The sequence below is a fragment of the Oceanihabitans sediminis genome (assembly GCF_003337215.1).
In the GTDB taxonomy this organism is placed as follows: domain Bacteria; phylum Bacteroidota; class Bacteroidia; order Flavobacteriales; family Flavobacteriaceae; genus Oceanihabitans; species Oceanihabitans sediminis.
In genome coordinates, this window is sequence record NZ_QPIG01000001.1 from 534,637 (window position 1) to 549,095 (window position 14,459).

Genomic DNA, 14,459 nt, shown 5'->3' on the forward strand with positions numbered 1-14,459 from the left:
GTAACGCCAATATCACTTTAGCACAATTTTTGCTTAACTTTGTACATAATTAATTATTAAACATAAAAATTACAAGATATGTATCCAGCAGAATTAGTAAAACCAATGCGTGAAGACTTAACTAACGTAGGTTTTGAAGAATTACATACAGTTGCAGATGTAGATGCTGCTATTGCAAAAGAAGGAACAACTTTAGTTGTAGTAAACTCGGTTTGTGGTTGTGCAGCAGCTAATGCTAGACCAGGAGCTAAAGCTAGTTTACAAAATGCAAAAAGACCTGACCATACAGTAACCGTTTTTGCAGGTGTAGATAAAGAAGCTACAGATAAAGCACGTGAATATATGGTTCCTTTCCCTCCAAGTTCACCTTGTATGGCTTTATTTAAAGACGGTGAATTAGTACACATGCTAGAGCGTCATCATATTGAAGGAAGACCAGCAGAAATGATTGCTGAAAATCTTATTGATGCTTATAATGAGCATTGCTAGTATATTTATTTAAATAGATAAACACAAGTTAAAAACCACGGTAATATCGTGGTTTTTTCTATTTTTGAGAAAACGTATTTAAGAAAGAAAATGAGAAAACTTTTAGCTTACCCATTAACCTGTATTTATTTTTTATTCTTCGGATTATCGCTATTGATATTTCACCCAATACAATGGTTTTGTTTTAATGTTTTCGGCTATAATGTTCACAAGAAAAGCGTGGATGCATTACAGTTTTGCTTGATGCGTTGTATAAATCTTTTAGGATCTAGACATTCGTTTTATAATAACTACCCATTAGACACTTCAAACCCAGTTATTATTGTTGCCAATCATCAAAGTATGTCTGACATCCCACCGCTATTATGGTATTTTAGAAAGCATCATGTAAAGTTTGTGAGTAAAAAAGAATTAGGAAAAGGAATACCTAGTGTTTCATACAATTTACGTGTTGGAGGCTCCGTTCTTATAGATAGAAAGAATGCTAGAAAAGCACTTATTGCAATTAGAAAATTTGCAGATTATATTGAAACTAATAAACGAGCTGCAGTTATTTTCCCAGAAGGAACGAGAAGTCGCGACGGAAAACCCAAACCTTTTCACACGAAAGGATTAGAAACACTAATAAACAATATCCCAAGTGCAGTAATTGTACCTGTTACCATAAACAATTCCTGGAAAAATTTGGAATACGGTAAATTCCCTATGGGAATAGGTCATCACTTAACTTTTACAGCACACAAACCTGTAAGAAAAAGTGATTTTGAAACACAAGAACAACTATTACAACATATAGAAACTACTATTAAGAATAGTATTAAAAACTAAAAAGCAATGTCAACAAGAAACATAAGATTAGAAGTTATGTCTTACTTAGAAAAAGACATAGATTCCTTAATTCAGAAATATTTAATTCCTATTGATACCATTTGGCAACCTTCAGATTTTTTACCTAATAGTGAAGGAGAAGAGTTTTTTGAAGAAGTAACAGAAATACGAGAACTAGCTAAAGAATTACCTTATGATTTCTGGGTGGTTTTAGTAGGCGACATGATTACAGAAGAAGCATTACCAACATACGAATCTTGGCTAATGGATGTAGAAGGAATAGATCAAGTAGGTAGAAACGGATGGTCTAAATGGGTTAGACATTGGACTGCTGAAGAGAACAGACACGGGGATGTACTTAACAAATACCTTTACCTTTCTGGTCGCGTAAACATGAATGCTATTGAAAAAACAACGCAACACCTTATTGCTGATGGTTTTGATATTGGTACAGACAGAGATCCTTACAAAAACTTTTTATACACTAGTTTTCAAGAGTTAGCTACTTATGTTTCTCACAATAGAGTTGCTAAAATTGCTAGACAAAAAGGAAATAAACAACTTTCTAAAATGTGTAAAATCATTTCGGGTGACGAAATGAGACACCATCACGCTTACTGTGAGTTTGTTGAAAGAATTTTTACAGTAGACCCAAGCGAAATGATGCTTGCATTCCAGCACATGATGAAACAAAAAATTACCATGCCTGCTCTGTTTTTAAGAGAATCTGGTAATAAAATAGGAAGCGCTTTTGAAGAGTTTTCAAATACTGCACAACGTATTGGCGTTTACACCTCAGCCGATTATGTAGAGATTTTACAGAAGCTTATAAAACGTTGGGAAATTGACAAAATATCTAATCTAACAGACGATGCAGAAAAAGCTAGAGACTATATTATGAAGCTTCCTGCTAGAATGATTCGTATAGCTGAACGCATGAAAGTTCCAGAAACTTCAGTACAATTTAATTGGGTGGAACCAGCCAAACTGTAAATATTTATGAATAAACAATCTATCATTGAAACCACAAAGCTGTTTGTAAAAGATAGCCTGAAAAACGCCGAAGGCGGACACGATTGGTTTCATATAGAGCGTGTGTATAATAACGCCTTACTAATTTCCAAGGGAGAGGATGTAGATGTATTTATTGTTTCATTAGCCGCTTTACTGCATGATATTGCCGATAGCAAGTTTCACAACGGAGATGAGTCTATCGGGCCAAAAGTTGCCCATAACTTTCTAAAAGAACAAGATCTTGATGCTGAAACCATAGAGCATATTGTGAATATTATAGCAAATATGTCGTTTAATAAATCTTTAGAAGGCGAAATTAATTTTACTTCAAAAGAACTAGAAGTTGTACAAGATGCAGACCGACTAGATGCTATTGGCGCAATAGGTATTGCTAGATGCTTCAATTATGGAGGCTTTAAAAACCGAGAACTCTACAATCCTGAAATTGCTCCTAATCTAAATATGAGCAAAGAAGCATATAAAAAATCAACAGCTCCTACCATTAATCATTTTTACGAAAAGCTATTACTTTTAAAAAATAAAATGAATACCAAAACCGGAAAGCAAATTGCAGAAGACAGACACCAATATATGGAAGGCTTCCTAGAGCAGTTTTACGCCGAGTGGCATGGGAAAAAGTAACATAACTTTAACAAGTATACAGCTTATTAGCATTGAAATATTTCAGTATTTTTATAAATTAATTCTAAAACAAAATAACATGAAAAAATTAACACTTGCACTTTTTGCCTTTTTGTTTGCATTTTCGTCTACAATAACGGCAAATGAAGGTATGTGGTTTTTAATGCATATTGAACGATTAAACCATCGTGATATGCAAAAAATGGGTTTACAGCTTACAGCTGAAGAAATCTACAGCATTAACAATCATAGTTTAAAAGATGCTATCGTACAGTTTAATGGTGGTTGTACTGCAAGTATCATTTCAGAAAACGGATTAGTACTTACAAATCACCACTGTGGATATGATGCTATTGCAGAATTATCTACTGCAGAACAAAATCATTTAAAAAATGGATATTGGGCAGGTTCTTTAGAAGAAGAACTAAAACCAGAAAGTTTATATGTTCGATTCTTTGTTAGAATGGACGACGTTTCTAAGCGTATTTTATCTCAAGTAAATGACGGAATGAGCGAAAAAGAACGCGAAGCTGCCATAAACAAAGAAATAGCTAAAATTGAACAAGAAAACAACGAAGGTGGAAAATACACTGTTTCTGTTCGTTCTTTCTACCAAGGAAATGAATATTACTACTTTGTTTACGAAGATTATAAAGATGTTCGTTTAGTAGGAACTCCTTCTGAAAGCATTGGGAAATTTGGTGGAGACACAGATAACTGGGAATGGCCAAGACACACAGGAGATTTCTCTTTATTTAGAGTATATGCTGATGCAGAAGGAAACCCTGCAGACTACTCAACTAACAACGTTCCATTAAAAGCAAAATACCACCTACCTGTTAATATAGACGGTGTAAAAGAAAATGATTTTGCTATGATTCTAGGTTACCCTGGAAGAACAAACCGTTGGATGCCTGCTCAAGGTGTTGAACAAAACGTAAAATACGCTTATCCTGCTTGGGTAGAAGGTTCTAAATTAAGCATGGATGTAATGAAGAAGTACATGGAGCAAGATGAATCTATCAACTTAATGTATGCTTCTTCTTATGCAAGTATTGCTAACTATTGGAAAAATAGAGGCGGTATGATTGAAGCTTTAACCGAGCACAAAACAGTAGAAAAAAAGAGCAAAACGGAAGCTAAATTTGCGAAATGGGCTAAGAAAAAAGCAAATAGAGAGAAATATGGAAAAGTTATTGAGAACATCAATAACTACTATAGCTTAACAAACGAAAAAGCGAAACAAAGCAACTACCTTTTAGGAATGTTACGTTCTAGCAAGTTTGCTATTTTACCATACAGACTTGGTGGCGCTTTAAAACAATATGCATCTGCTAACGAAGCAGAACGCGCAAACTTACTTCCAAGATTACAGTCTATGGTAGAGAACTCTTACAAAGACTTCCACTTACCATTAGAAGAAGAAGTATTAGCTAAACAACTTGGGTTATTAGCTTCTAAAGCTAACTACTCTTTACCTGCAATTGTTGAAGAAATCGGAAAGAAAAACAACAATGATTTCACAAGCTACACAAAAGCTATTTTCAACTTAAGTATGTTTACTTCTAAAGAAGGTGTTGAAGCATTTTTACAATACCCTGATATGGCTATTTTAGAAAGCGATCCTTTATTAGAATTATCTACGCAATTATTAGACAAATACAGAGAGCAGCCGGAAAGTTTAGCACAAGCTGAAAACGATTTCCAAGCTTCTTTTAGATTATTAGTTCAAGGTTTACGTGAGTCTGGATTAACTAAAATTCAGTACCCAGATGCGAACTCTACTTTACGTTTATCTTACGGGAAAGTGAGAGCTTTACCTGCAGATAGCAGAAACGATGCTAGCATTAACAATTACACTACTTTTAAAGGAATGCTTAAAAAGTACAAGCCAAACGATCATGAGTTTGACATGTCTGAAAAGATGTTAAACGTAGACCCTACTAAAGACTTTGGTCGTTATGCTAATGAGAAAGGAGAATTATCTATCAACTTCTTAACAGATAATGATATTACTGGTGGAAACTCTGGTTCTCCTGTTATCAACGGAAAAGGTGAGTTAATTGGTTTAGCATTCGATGGAAACATTGAAGCTATGGCTGGAGATGTAATTTTCGATTCAAAATTACAACGTACTATCAACGTAGATATTAGATATGTACTTTGGCTAATTGACAAATATGCTGATGCAAAACATATTGTAGATGAGTTAACTATCATCACAAAATAAGCTAACAGCTAATACGTTTACAAATAAAAAAAACTCCAGTGTTGCACTGGAGTTTTTTCATTTATAATAGTTCTATAGTATTTTACTTTCCTGGGAAATTTGCTTTTCTTTTTTCTAAAAACGCAGTAGTTCCTTCTTTAAAATCTTCGGTTCCAAAGCATTTTCCAAATTGCTTGATTTCTACTTTATAACCGTTTTTACCATCTTTATAGTTAGCATTAATTGCTTTAATAGCTTTTCCTATAGCTACTGAAGAATTACGCATGATTTTACCTGCAAGTTTTTCAGCTAAAGGCATTAACTCCTCTAAAGTAGTTACGTGATTTACTAATCCGTAGTCTTTTGCTGTAGCAGCATCAATCATTCCTGCAGTCATTACCATTTCCATAGCACGACCTTTTCCTACTAATTGTGGTAAACGTTGAGTACCACCATATCCTGGAATAACTCCGAGCGAAACTTCTGGTAATCCCATTTTCGCATTATCACTAGCAACTCTAAAATGACAAGCCATTGCTAACTCTAATCCACCTCCAAGCGCAAAACCATTAACTGCTGCAATTACTGGAGTTTTTAAATTTTCAACAAAATCAAATAATAACTCTTGTCCTTTTGCGGCTAACTTTCCTCCGTTTTCTACACTAAAGTTTGCAAATTCACTTATATCTGCTCCTGCAACAAATGCTTTTTCACCGCTTCCTGTTACAATAATAACTTTAGTAGCAGCATCTTGATCTGCTGCCTTAAAAGCTTCGTGCAATTCTTGAATAGTTTCCTTATTTAATGCGTTTAGTTTACTAGGTCTATTAATGGTAATCGTAGTAATACCGCTGTTGGTAGTTGATAAAATGTTATTGTATGACATAATTATATATTTGATGTTTTTCTGCTTAAACAGAAATAACTAATTTATTATTCTTTTGGAAAAGTAACAGTAAAAATGGTACCTGATCCCATTTCTGTTGTAAAGGTAATACTTCCGTTATAAGTTTCCATAATATTTTTAACCATTGCTAAACCTAGGCCCATTCCGCTAGATTTAGTTGTAAATTTTGGCTCAAATATCTTTAGTTGATTTTCTTCGCTTATCCCAATTCCATTATCTGAAACGGTTATTTTGACATCTTCACCATCTTCTAAAACTCTAACAATAATTTTTGGGGTTCTATCCTTAGGTATAGATTGTATACCATTTTTAATTAAATTAGTGACTACGCGAATTAATTGAGTTCTATCGAACTTAGCAATTATCTCTTCTTTGTTTGAAGAGAAATCAATATAATCTTCATTAAAAATATCTAAGGACAGATTTACAATTTCCACCACGTTCAACATTTCATTTTTCTGTGCCGGCATCTTGGCAAAGTTTGAGAATGCCGAAGCAATTGAACTCATTATATCTATTTGCTGAATCAAGGTTTTACTGTATTCATCTACTTTTTGATGAATGTTTTCATCGGTAGGGTCAAACTTTCGCTGAAAACTCTGCACACTTAAACGCATAGGGGTTAGAGGGTTTTTAATCTCATGAGCCACCTGCTTTGCCATCTCTCTCCAAGCCTGCTCACGTTCACTAGTAGCTAATTTAACAGCACTCTCTTCCAACTCATCAATCATACTATTGTAAGACTCTACAAGCGTAGCAATCTCGACTGTTGCAGATTCTATTTCAATCTTCTGGTTTCTTCTTTCTAATCGTGTTTCGTTAATTTTATCACTAATTGTCTTTAAGGATCTTGTGATATATTTAGAAAGAATATAGGCCAAAATGATTGCCGTTAGCAACATAAATAAGTAGGCTAAAGCAATTCGTTCTAAAAACTCATTAAGTTCCTTTGCCAAAAAATCATCGTTTTCTAATAATGGTAAATTTAGAATAGCAATAGGCTTAGACTTTTGATCGGTGATGTAGGTATAAGATGATTGATAAGTCTCCTCTCCCACTTTTCTTTTTTCTACAAACCTATGCTCTACAGTATTTACTAAAGCATTTAAAACATGAGAATTTAAACAGGATTGAATAGAATCTTGTGTTAAACTTGCTTTGGAGGATTTTAAAAGCTGCCCATCTAAATCATAAATAATTAGCGGTAAATCATGCGTAGTTGCAATTTTATATATCTCCTCTCTGAATATAAAAGGGATTTTCTCTGTTTTAACCTCAAAAGACGTTTCTTGAATTACAAAACTAATATGTCTTTTAACAGCTGTTTCTTTACGCTCTAATCGTTGTTTATGATAATCTTCTGTCTCTTCCTTGTATTGAAACACCGAAACCATCGTAATTAAAATAGAAGCTACCAATACCAGGAAAATCATGGCAAGGAAAATACGTAAACGTAAAGAGAGTTTTTTTAGCTTCATAGACAACTAGGTTTCACAAAAGAATTAATATTTGTAAGCCCATAAATATAGCAATAATCACACCAAATACTATTTGGATATTTCTCAAAAACACAAATTTCAAACTCCTTATAGCTTTTTAAAGAGTTTGAAATTTAGTTATAGTATAATTATAAAGGTTATGCGTCTGGGTTTTTACTACGTATATTTTTATAAAGCTTAAAGCCTAGCGTTAAAAGTATTCCTAAAACGAAGATACCTACAACACCAAAAATCCAATTAAAAGCACTTTTTAAAATTACAAGAAAAACCACAGCAAATAGAATAAAGGTTGCTCCTTCATTCCAAATACGCATAAAATTGGACGTTTTAGTAACTATTCCATTTTGTAATTCTTTATAAAATTGATGGGTTTTTAAATGATATATTATTAATAAGCCTACAAAAAACAATTTTACATGCATCCAAGCTTGTTGCAACCAAACAGGCTGTAAAATAAGCAACCAAACAGCAAAAATTATAGCTAAAGTTGCCGATGGCCAGGTTATAATAGTCCATAAACGTTTCGCCATTAAACCTAGTTGCTTTCCTAAAATCTCTTTATCTGGAGAAGGTTTATGAGAGGCTTCTATTTGATAAACAAAAAGTCTTGGAATATAAAACAAACCTGCAAACCAAGTAATCACAAAAATGAGGTGCAGAGATTTTATGTAGTTATAATACTCCATTTCAAATTATGCTAAAGAACCATTTTTCGCCCAATGGTTTACCCATTTCGCAAGTAAATCAACCCATTCTTGATCATCGTTTAAACACGGAATGGTAGTAAAGTCCTTTCCTCCCATTTCGTGGAAAATTTCCTGACCTTCCATAGCTATTTCTTCTAAAGTTTCTAAACAGTCACTAACAAAAGCAGGAGTTACGATGGCTAAATTTTTAACTCCTTGTTTCCCTAATCTTTCGATAGTTCTATCTGTATAAGGCTGTAACCATGGATCAAAACCTAACCTAGATTGAAAAGATGAGGAATAGGTGTCTTCTTGAAATTTTAATTTTTCAGCAACCAATCGGGTAACCTCTAAACATTGATGTCTGTAGCAAAACTCATGTGCTTTACTTGGAGTTACACAACAACTCTTATCTATTTTACAATGTGATTTTGTCACATCTCTTTTTCTAATATGTCTTTCCGGAACACCATGATAAGAAAACAATAAGTGGTCGTAATCTACCCCCTCTAAATGTTTAGCAATACTATTTGCTAATACTTCAATATAATCTGGCTTGTTATAAAAAGCTGGAACAGATGTGATAGTTACATTTGGAAAATGCTTTTTCTGTAATTCTTCAGCAAGAACTAAAATAGTCTCGGTGGTTGCCATAGCAAATTGTGGATATAAAGGAAAAAGCAAAATTTCATCTACTCCCTTATCTACTAATTCTTGCATCCCTTTTTTAATGCTCATACTTCCGTAACGCATGGCTAAGCCAACAGGAATATCTGTTTTATCTTGCATTTTCTTCTGTAAGCGTTCAGAAATTACAATTAAAGGAGATCCTTCTTCCCACCAGATTTTCTTGTAAGCTGCTGCAGATTGTTTTGGTCTTGTATTTAAAATAATCCCTCTAACTAAAAGGTTTCTTGCAACAAACGGAATATCTATAACGCGCTCATCCATCAAGAATTCATCTAAATACTTTTTCACATCATTAGGTTCCGGACTGTCTGGCGAACCTAGATTTACTAATAAAATTCCTTTACTCATAGTATAAATTAAGTCTACGAAGATACTGACATTAAATATTTTTTTGGCGTCGTACCATATTTCTTTTTAAATGCTGCTATAAAATGGCTAGCAGTACTATATCCTACTTTAAGCCCTACTTCATTTACATTATAATCTCCAGATTCTAAATATTTCCTAGCAACTTCCATTTTATAATCTAATAAGAAGCTAAAAACAGAATCACCGTAAATCTGCTTAAAACCTTCTTTTAACTTCTTTAAGCTCAAATCAATTTCATCTGCCAACTCCTGTAAGCTTGGCGGTTCTGCCATTCTAGAAATAATAATATCTTTTGCTCTTCTAATTTTAATAACATTGGTTTCATCCACCAAAAACGGACACTGCTCTACATCTGCATCTTCATTTCTATTAAAATACAAACTTAAAAGTTCAAAGGCCTTTCCTTTAAAATATAGATTTTTAATAGATTGATTTAAGTTATAATGTATCAATTGGTTTAAAACAATAGACATAGAAGGTAGAATCTTTCCGTCTTTATAATATTTCTTATCTACATTATCTGCACTTAGAAAAGTTATATAATCTGCCTCTTGACTAAATAAACTATGGAATTTTTTAATAGAAATAATTAAAGAAACCAACCAAGAATTAGGATTCACATTTAAATGAATAGGCAAATCTCTTTGCGGATTATAAAGTAAAAGAGAAGTTTCCTCTTTAATATTTAGAGTATAGCCGCCATTATTAAACTGAAAGGCACTAGAACCCTTAACACAAAAATGAAATTGAATAAAACTACTGTCTATATCTCGCTCTACAGTAACTGTTTCTTTGTTTTCATTTTGAAAGGTTAATACAAAAAAACCATCATCTACTTTTGTTTCTTCAAAAGTACCTCTAGCGTCATTTTTTATCATATATTTTGTTTGTATTCGTGGTAAACTATTTAGACTAATTCTAAACAACAAGATTCAAAAGTGCTGTTACGGCTACAAAAATAGGATATTTATCATATAATAATAAAAAATATCGTTAAAAAACCAGAAACGACACTAATAGTTCTTTTACCGTTACTTTTATCCACATAAGCGTTCTATTTTTGCTCGGTAATATCCAAGTCAGGTAATGGAGCAATACAATATTTCAAAAGGAAGTTCATTTTACGCGATAGGCTTAAGCTACAAAAAAGCAGATGCCGAGATTCGTGGGCACTTTAGCTTAGATGCTGAAGCAAAACTTACATTGCTTGAACAAGCAAAAAAAGAAGGTGTAGAAAGCCTTATAGTAACTTCTACTTGTAACAGAACCGAAATCTACGGTTTTGCACAACATCCTTTTCAACTTATCAAATTACTTTGTGATAACACAAAAGGAACGGTTGAAGAATTTCAAGAAGTAGCATTTGTATTAAAAAACAAAGAAGCTATTTCACATGTTTTTCGTGTTGGTTCTGGATTAGATAGTCAGATTTTAGGAGATTTCGAAATTATTGGTCAGCTTAAATCTGCTGCAATTGTTTCTAAGAAAAACGGCCTTTTAAATCATTTTCTAGAGCGTTTATTAAATGCAGTTATTCAAGCTAGTAAACGTATTAAAACCGAAACCAATATTTCTTCTGGAGCAACTTCTGTTTCCTTTGCTTCTGTGCAATATATTTTAAATGAAGTAGAAAATGTTTCAGACAAAGAAATTTTACTTTTTGGAACAGGGAAAATTGGAAGAAATACATGTGAAAACTTGGTGAAACACACCAAAAATGATCAAATCACATTAATTAATAGAACAAAAGGTAAAGCCGAAGCTGTTGCTGGTAAATTCAACTTAATTGTAAAAGATTACGCGAATTTGCAAGAAGAAATTCAAGCATCAGATATATTAATTGTTGCTACTGGGGCACAACAGCCTACAGTAGACAAGCATATTATTCAGGCTAATAAACCTTTATTAATTTTAGATTTATCTATTCCTAAAAACGTAAACGAAAACGTTACAGAATTAGATAACGTAACTTTAGTTCACCTAGATCATCTTTCTAAAATTACAGATGATACACTAGAAAAACGCAAACAACAAATTCCTCTTGCAGAACAAATTATAGAGGAAGTTAAAGCAGAATTTAATGCTTGGTTAGAAACTAGAAAATTCGCTCCTACCATTAAAGCTTTAAAATTGAAATTAACCGATTTCAAAAATGCGGAACTAGAAACACAACGTAAAAAACTAAACGATTTCAACGAAGCTCAGGCTGAAATTATTAGTAATAATATCATACAAAAAATTACAAACCACTTTGCTCATCACCTAAGAGATGATGCAATTTCTACAGACGACAGTCTAGAACTCATAAAAAAAGTGTTTCAATTAGAAACATCCTCAAAAAATGTCTAAAATTATTCGAATTGGTACTCGCGATAGCGAACTTGCCTTATATCAAGCTAATGTAGTTAAAAAACAACTTGAAGACTTAGGTCATAAAACAGAAATCGTTCCTGTAAAATCTACAGGAGATTTAGTTTTAAATAAGCCTCTTTACAAGCTAGGAATCACCGGTGTTTTCACTAAAACACTAGATATTGCTATGCTTAATTACGATATTGATATTGCAGTACACAGCTCTAAAGATGTACCAACTGATTTACCAGAAGGTATTGTTCAAGCTGCAGTTATTAAGCGTGGAAACGTAAGAGACACTTTAGTTTTTAAACAAAACGAAGAGTTTTTGAGTTCTAAACACGCGGTTATTGCAACCGGTAGTTTAAGAAGAAAAGCACAATGGCTTAACCGTTTCCCTACACATACCATTGAGGATATTCGTGGAAATGTAAATTTACGTTTACAGAAACTAGAGGATAACGAACACTGGAATGCTACTATTTTTGCAGCAGCTGGTTTAGGAAGAATTGGTAAAAGACCAGAAAACGCTATCAATTTAGATTGGATGATTCCTGCTCCTGCTCAAGGTGCTATCATGATTACTGCCTTAGAGGAAGACGAAGAAATCTTAGCAATCTGTAAAGAAATCAATCACGAGGAAACAGAAATCTGTACTAGTATAGAACGTGAATTCTTAAACCGATTAGAAGGTGGTTGTACGGCTCCTATTGGTGCTTTGGCATTTATAAAAGATGAAGAAGTAACCTTTGAAGCGGTTCTTTTAAGCCAAGACGGACAAAAGAAAATCGAAGTGAAGCGAGTTGAAAAACTTGGTGAACACCATAATATTGCAAAATACAGTGCCGATTATATTATTGAACGTGGAGGAAAGCGTTTAATGGATAGTTTAACACGTGCCGAAAAATTATCAAAAGTATATTCTACAAAATCGCTTACCGAAAGACAACGTCTTCTGGTAAACCAAAACCTTTTAGTTGAAAGTTCCGATTTTATAAAGATTAATATTAATAGATTAAAACCACAAGTGGTTAGAAAGCCTATTAAAAACGTAATCATTACTAGTCAGAATACCGTAGAAGCACTACTTCAAAATTATTCTCCTGCAGAATTACAATTCGAAAACATTTACTGTGTTGGTAGAAGAACCAAACGTTTAGTAGAAAAACGAATAGGTAAAGTAAATCACGCAGAACCAAATGCAAAAAAACTTGCAGCATATCTAATTGAATACTTAGAAGGAACAGAAGTTACTTATTTCTGTAGCAATTTACACTTAGATACATTGCCAACAGTTTTAGCAGAAAACAACATAGAGGTTAACGAAGTAATTGCTTACGAAACCAAACTAGATCCTATAAAATTAAAAGACACAGTTGAAGGTGTTATGTTTTACAGCCCATCAACAGTACAAAGTTTCAAGCAAGAAAATATTGCAAAAGAAGGAATGATAGCATTCTGTATCGGGGAAACTACTGCTCACGAAGCTAGCAAACATTTTGCAGACGTGCGCATTTCAAAAATCCCAACAGTAGAAAGTGTTATTGAGCTGGTTAACGAGCATTATGCAAAACAATAAACGTAATTTCAAGCAATTTCATTTAGGTTAATTATACCACAAAAAAAGATTGTTTAGAAATAACAAATAAAACAAGTCATGATAAAAAACGATTTATTTTTAAGAGCATTAAAAGGAGAAACGGTAGAGCGTCCTCCAGTTTGGATGATGCGTCAAGCAGGAAGATACCTTCCTGAATTTATGGAAATCAAACAAAAATACGATTTCTTTACCCGTTGCAGAACTCCAGAATTAGCCAGTGAAATCACCGTGCAACCTATCAGAAGATATGGTATGGATGCTGCTATTTTATTTTCAGATATCTTAGTAATTCCACAGGCAATGAATATCGAGGTACAAATGAAACCTAACTTTGGTCCATATCTACCTAACCCTATTCGCACACAAAAAGATGTAGATTCTGTAATAGTTCCAGATGTAAAAGAGGCTCTTGATTACGTTTACCAAGCAATAAAACAAACCAAAGAAAAACTTAATGATGAAGTTCCTTTAATTGGTTTTGCTGGTTCTCCATGGACGATCCTTTGCTACTGTGTACAAGGACAAGGAAGCAAGAATTTTGATAAGGCTAAAGAATTTTGCTTTACAAACCCTGTTGCTGCACACCAATTATTACAAAAAATTACAGACACTACGATTGCTTACTTAAAAGAAAAAGTAAAAGCAGGTGTTAATGCTGTTCAAGTTTTCGATTCTTGGGGAGGAATGCTTTCTCCGGTAGATTATCAGGAATTTTCTTGGCAATATATCCAACAAATTATCGATGCTTTAAAAGACGAAACTCCGGTTATCGCTTTTGGTAAAGGTTGTTGGTTTGCCCTAGATACTATGGCAAAATCTGGTGCTTCAGCGCTAGGAGTAGACTGGACATGTTCTGCTAAAAACGCACGTTATCTAACCGGCGGAAACATCACACTTCAAGGAAACTTCGACCCTACTCGACTGTTTTCTCCACCAGCAGAAATCAAGAAAATGGTTCACCAAATGATAAATGATTTTGGTAAAGACAAATATATCGTTAATCTAGGACACGGAATTTTACCTAATATTCCTCTAGAAAACGCAAAAGCATTTATAGACGCCGTTAAGGAGTATAAAGCATAAATTTGTTGTGGGCGTTACCTACTTTTTTAAAGCAACTTTCTGTTTAAATTGAAACAGCTTGCTTAAAAAGTAGGTCGCGCTTTCGGCAGTC

13 protein-coding genes are annotated in these 14,459 nt (G+C 33.5%); 8 read left to right on the forward strand and 5 right to left on the reverse strand.

The genetic code is table 11. The features are described from left to right. Window positions 1–78 precede the first annotated feature (78 nt). The 5 genes from DU428_RS02395 (at window position 79) to DU428_RS02415 (ending at window position 5,203) form a co-directional block, all read left to right on the forward strand. Entirely contained in the window at window positions 79–489 is a 411-nt protein-coding gene (locus DU428_RS02395) for a BrxA/BrxB family bacilliredoxin (RefSeq protein ID WP_072348007.1), read from the forward strand. A gap of 90 nt (window positions 490–579) precedes the next feature. Beyond that, window positions 580–1,317, forward strand: coding sequence for a lysophospholipid acyltransferase family protein (locus DU428_RS02400; RefSeq protein WP_072348005.1), 738 nt, complete (start codon window positions 580–582; stop codon window positions 1,315–1,317). Window positions 1,318–1,323: 6 nt separating this feature from the next. After that, the gene (locus DU428_RS02405; protein WP_072348003.1) at window positions 1,324–2,310 is read left to right on the forward strand and encodes an acyl-ACP desaturase; all 987 of its coding nucleotides are present in this window, start codon (window positions 1,324–1,326) and stop codon (window positions 2,308–2,310) included. Window positions 2,311–2,316: 6 nt separating this feature from the next. Then, entirely contained in the window at window positions 2,317–2,973 is a 657-nt protein-coding gene (locus tag DU428_RS02410; RefSeq protein WP_072348001.1) for an HD domain-containing protein, read from the forward strand. A 79-nt stretch (window positions 2,974–3,052) separates the two neighbouring features. After that, on the forward strand, window positions 3,053–5,203 hold the full coding sequence (locus tag DU428_RS02415; protein WP_072348880.1) for a S46 family peptidase: 2,151 nt from the start codon (window positions 3,053–3,055) through the stop codon (window positions 5,201–5,203). A gap of 82 nt (window positions 5,204–5,285) precedes the next feature. Here the strand turns inward: DU428_RS02415 and DU428_RS02420 are convergent, their stop codons facing one another. The 5 genes from DU428_RS02420 to DU428_RS02440 form a co-directional block, all read right to left on the reverse strand. Beyond that, entirely contained in the window at window positions 5,286–6,068 is a 783-nt protein-coding gene (locus DU428_RS02420; RefSeq protein WP_072348000.1) for an enoyl-CoA hydratase/isomerase family protein, read from the reverse strand. Window positions 6,069–6,115: 47 nt separating this feature from the next. After that, entirely contained in the window at window positions 6,116–7,567 is a 1,452-nt protein-coding gene (locus DU428_RS02425) for a sensor histidine kinase (RefSeq protein ID WP_072347998.1), read from the reverse strand. Window positions 7,568–7,725: 158 nt separating this feature from the next. Then, window positions 7,726–8,274, reverse strand: coding sequence for a CopD family protein (locus DU428_RS02430; protein ID WP_072347996.1), 549 nt, complete (start codon window positions 8,272–8,274; stop codon window positions 7,726–7,728). 6 nt (window positions 8,275–8,280) lie between these two features. After that, window positions 8,281–9,312: a ferrochelatase gene (gene hemH, locus DU428_RS02435; RefSeq protein WP_072347994.1), complete on the reverse strand. Its 1,032-nt coding sequence runs from the start codon at window positions 9,310–9,312 to the stop codon at window positions 8,281–8,283. Window positions 9,313–9,326: 14 nt separating this feature from the next. Beyond that, on the reverse strand, window positions 9,327–10,211 hold the full coding sequence (locus DU428_RS02440) for an AraC family transcriptional regulator (protein WP_072347992.1): 885 nt from the start codon (window positions 10,209–10,211) through the stop codon (window positions 9,327–9,329). 208 nt (window positions 10,212–10,419) lie between these two features. Here DU428_RS02440 and hemA point away from each other — a divergent pair, with 208 nt between their 5' ends. The 3 genes from hemA to hemE all read left to right on the forward strand — a co-directional run bounded on the left by hemA (window position 10,420) and on the right by hemE (window position 14,368). Continuing rightward, a complete protein-coding gene (gene hemA / locus DU428_RS02445; RefSeq protein WP_113965726.1) occupies window positions 10,420–11,682 on the forward strand; it encodes a glutamyl-tRNA reductase in 1,263 nt (420 codons plus the stop codon). Next, window positions 11,675–13,264, forward strand: coding sequence for a hydroxymethylbilane synthase (hemC, locus tag DU428_RS02450; RefSeq protein ID WP_072347988.1), 1,590 nt, complete (start codon window positions 11,675–11,677; stop codon window positions 13,262–13,264). The genes hemA and hemC overlap by 8 nt, the downstream gene beginning before the upstream one ends. Window positions 13,265–13,342: 78 nt before the next feature. Further along, window positions 13,343–14,368: a uroporphyrinogen decarboxylase gene (gene hemE / locus DU428_RS02455; protein WP_072347986.1), complete on the forward strand. Its 1,026-nt coding sequence runs from the start codon at window positions 13,343–13,345 to the stop codon at window positions 14,366–14,368. Window positions 14,369–14,459: the final 91 nt, after the last annotated feature.

What these genes read in the sequence shown, in the direction of transcription:
- DU428_RS02425 (WP_072347998.1), bottom strand. Translation starts at nt 7,567, where the DNA reads ATGAAGCTAAAAAAACTCTCTTTACGTTTACGTATTTTCCTTGCCATG.
- DU428_RS02415 (WP_072348880.1), top strand. Translation starts at nt 3,053, where the DNA reads ATGAAAAAATTAACACTTGCACTTTTTGCCTTTTTGTTTGCATTTTCG.
- hemH (WP_072347994.1), bottom strand. Translation starts at nt 9,312, where the DNA reads ATGAGTAAAGGAATTTTATTAGTAAATCTAGGTTCGCCAGACAGTCCG.
- DU428_RS02395 (WP_072348007.1), top strand. Translation starts at nt 79, where the DNA reads ATGTATCCAGCAGAATTAGTAAAACCAATGCGTGAAGACTTAACTAAC.
- DU428_RS02410 (WP_072348001.1), top strand. Translation starts at nt 2,317, where the DNA reads ATGAATAAACAATCTATCATTGAAACCACAAAGCTGTTTGTAAAAGAT.
- DU428_RS02420 (WP_072348000.1), bottom strand. Translation starts at nt 6,068, where the DNA reads ATGTCATACAATAACATTTTATCAACTACCAACAGCGGTATTACTACG.
- DU428_RS02405 (WP_072348003.1), top strand. Translation starts at nt 1,324, where the DNA reads ATGTCAACAAGAAACATAAGATTAGAAGTTATGTCTTACTTAGAAAAA.
- hemE (WP_072347986.1), top strand. Translation starts at nt 13,343, where the DNA reads ATGATAAAAAACGATTTATTTTTAAGAGCATTAAAAGGAGAAACGGTA.
- hemC (WP_072347988.1), top strand. Translation starts at nt 11,675, where the DNA reads ATGTCTAAAATTATTCGAATTGGTACTCGCGATAGCGAACTTGCCTTA.
- DU428_RS02430 (WP_072347996.1), bottom strand. Translation starts at nt 8,274, where the DNA reads ATGGAGTATTATAACTACATAAAATCTCTGCACCTCATTTTTGTGATT.
- hemA (WP_113965726.1), top strand. Translation starts at nt 10,420, where the DNA reads ATGGAGCAATACAATATTTCAAAAGGAAGTTCATTTTACGCGATAGGC.
- DU428_RS02440 (WP_072347992.1), bottom strand. Translation starts at nt 10,211, where the DNA reads ATGATAAAAAATGACGCTAGAGGTACTTTTGAAGAAACAAAAGTAGAT.
- DU428_RS02400 (WP_072348005.1), top strand. Translation starts at nt 580, where the DNA reads ATGAGAAAACTTTTAGCTTACCCATTAACCTGTATTTATTTTTTATTC.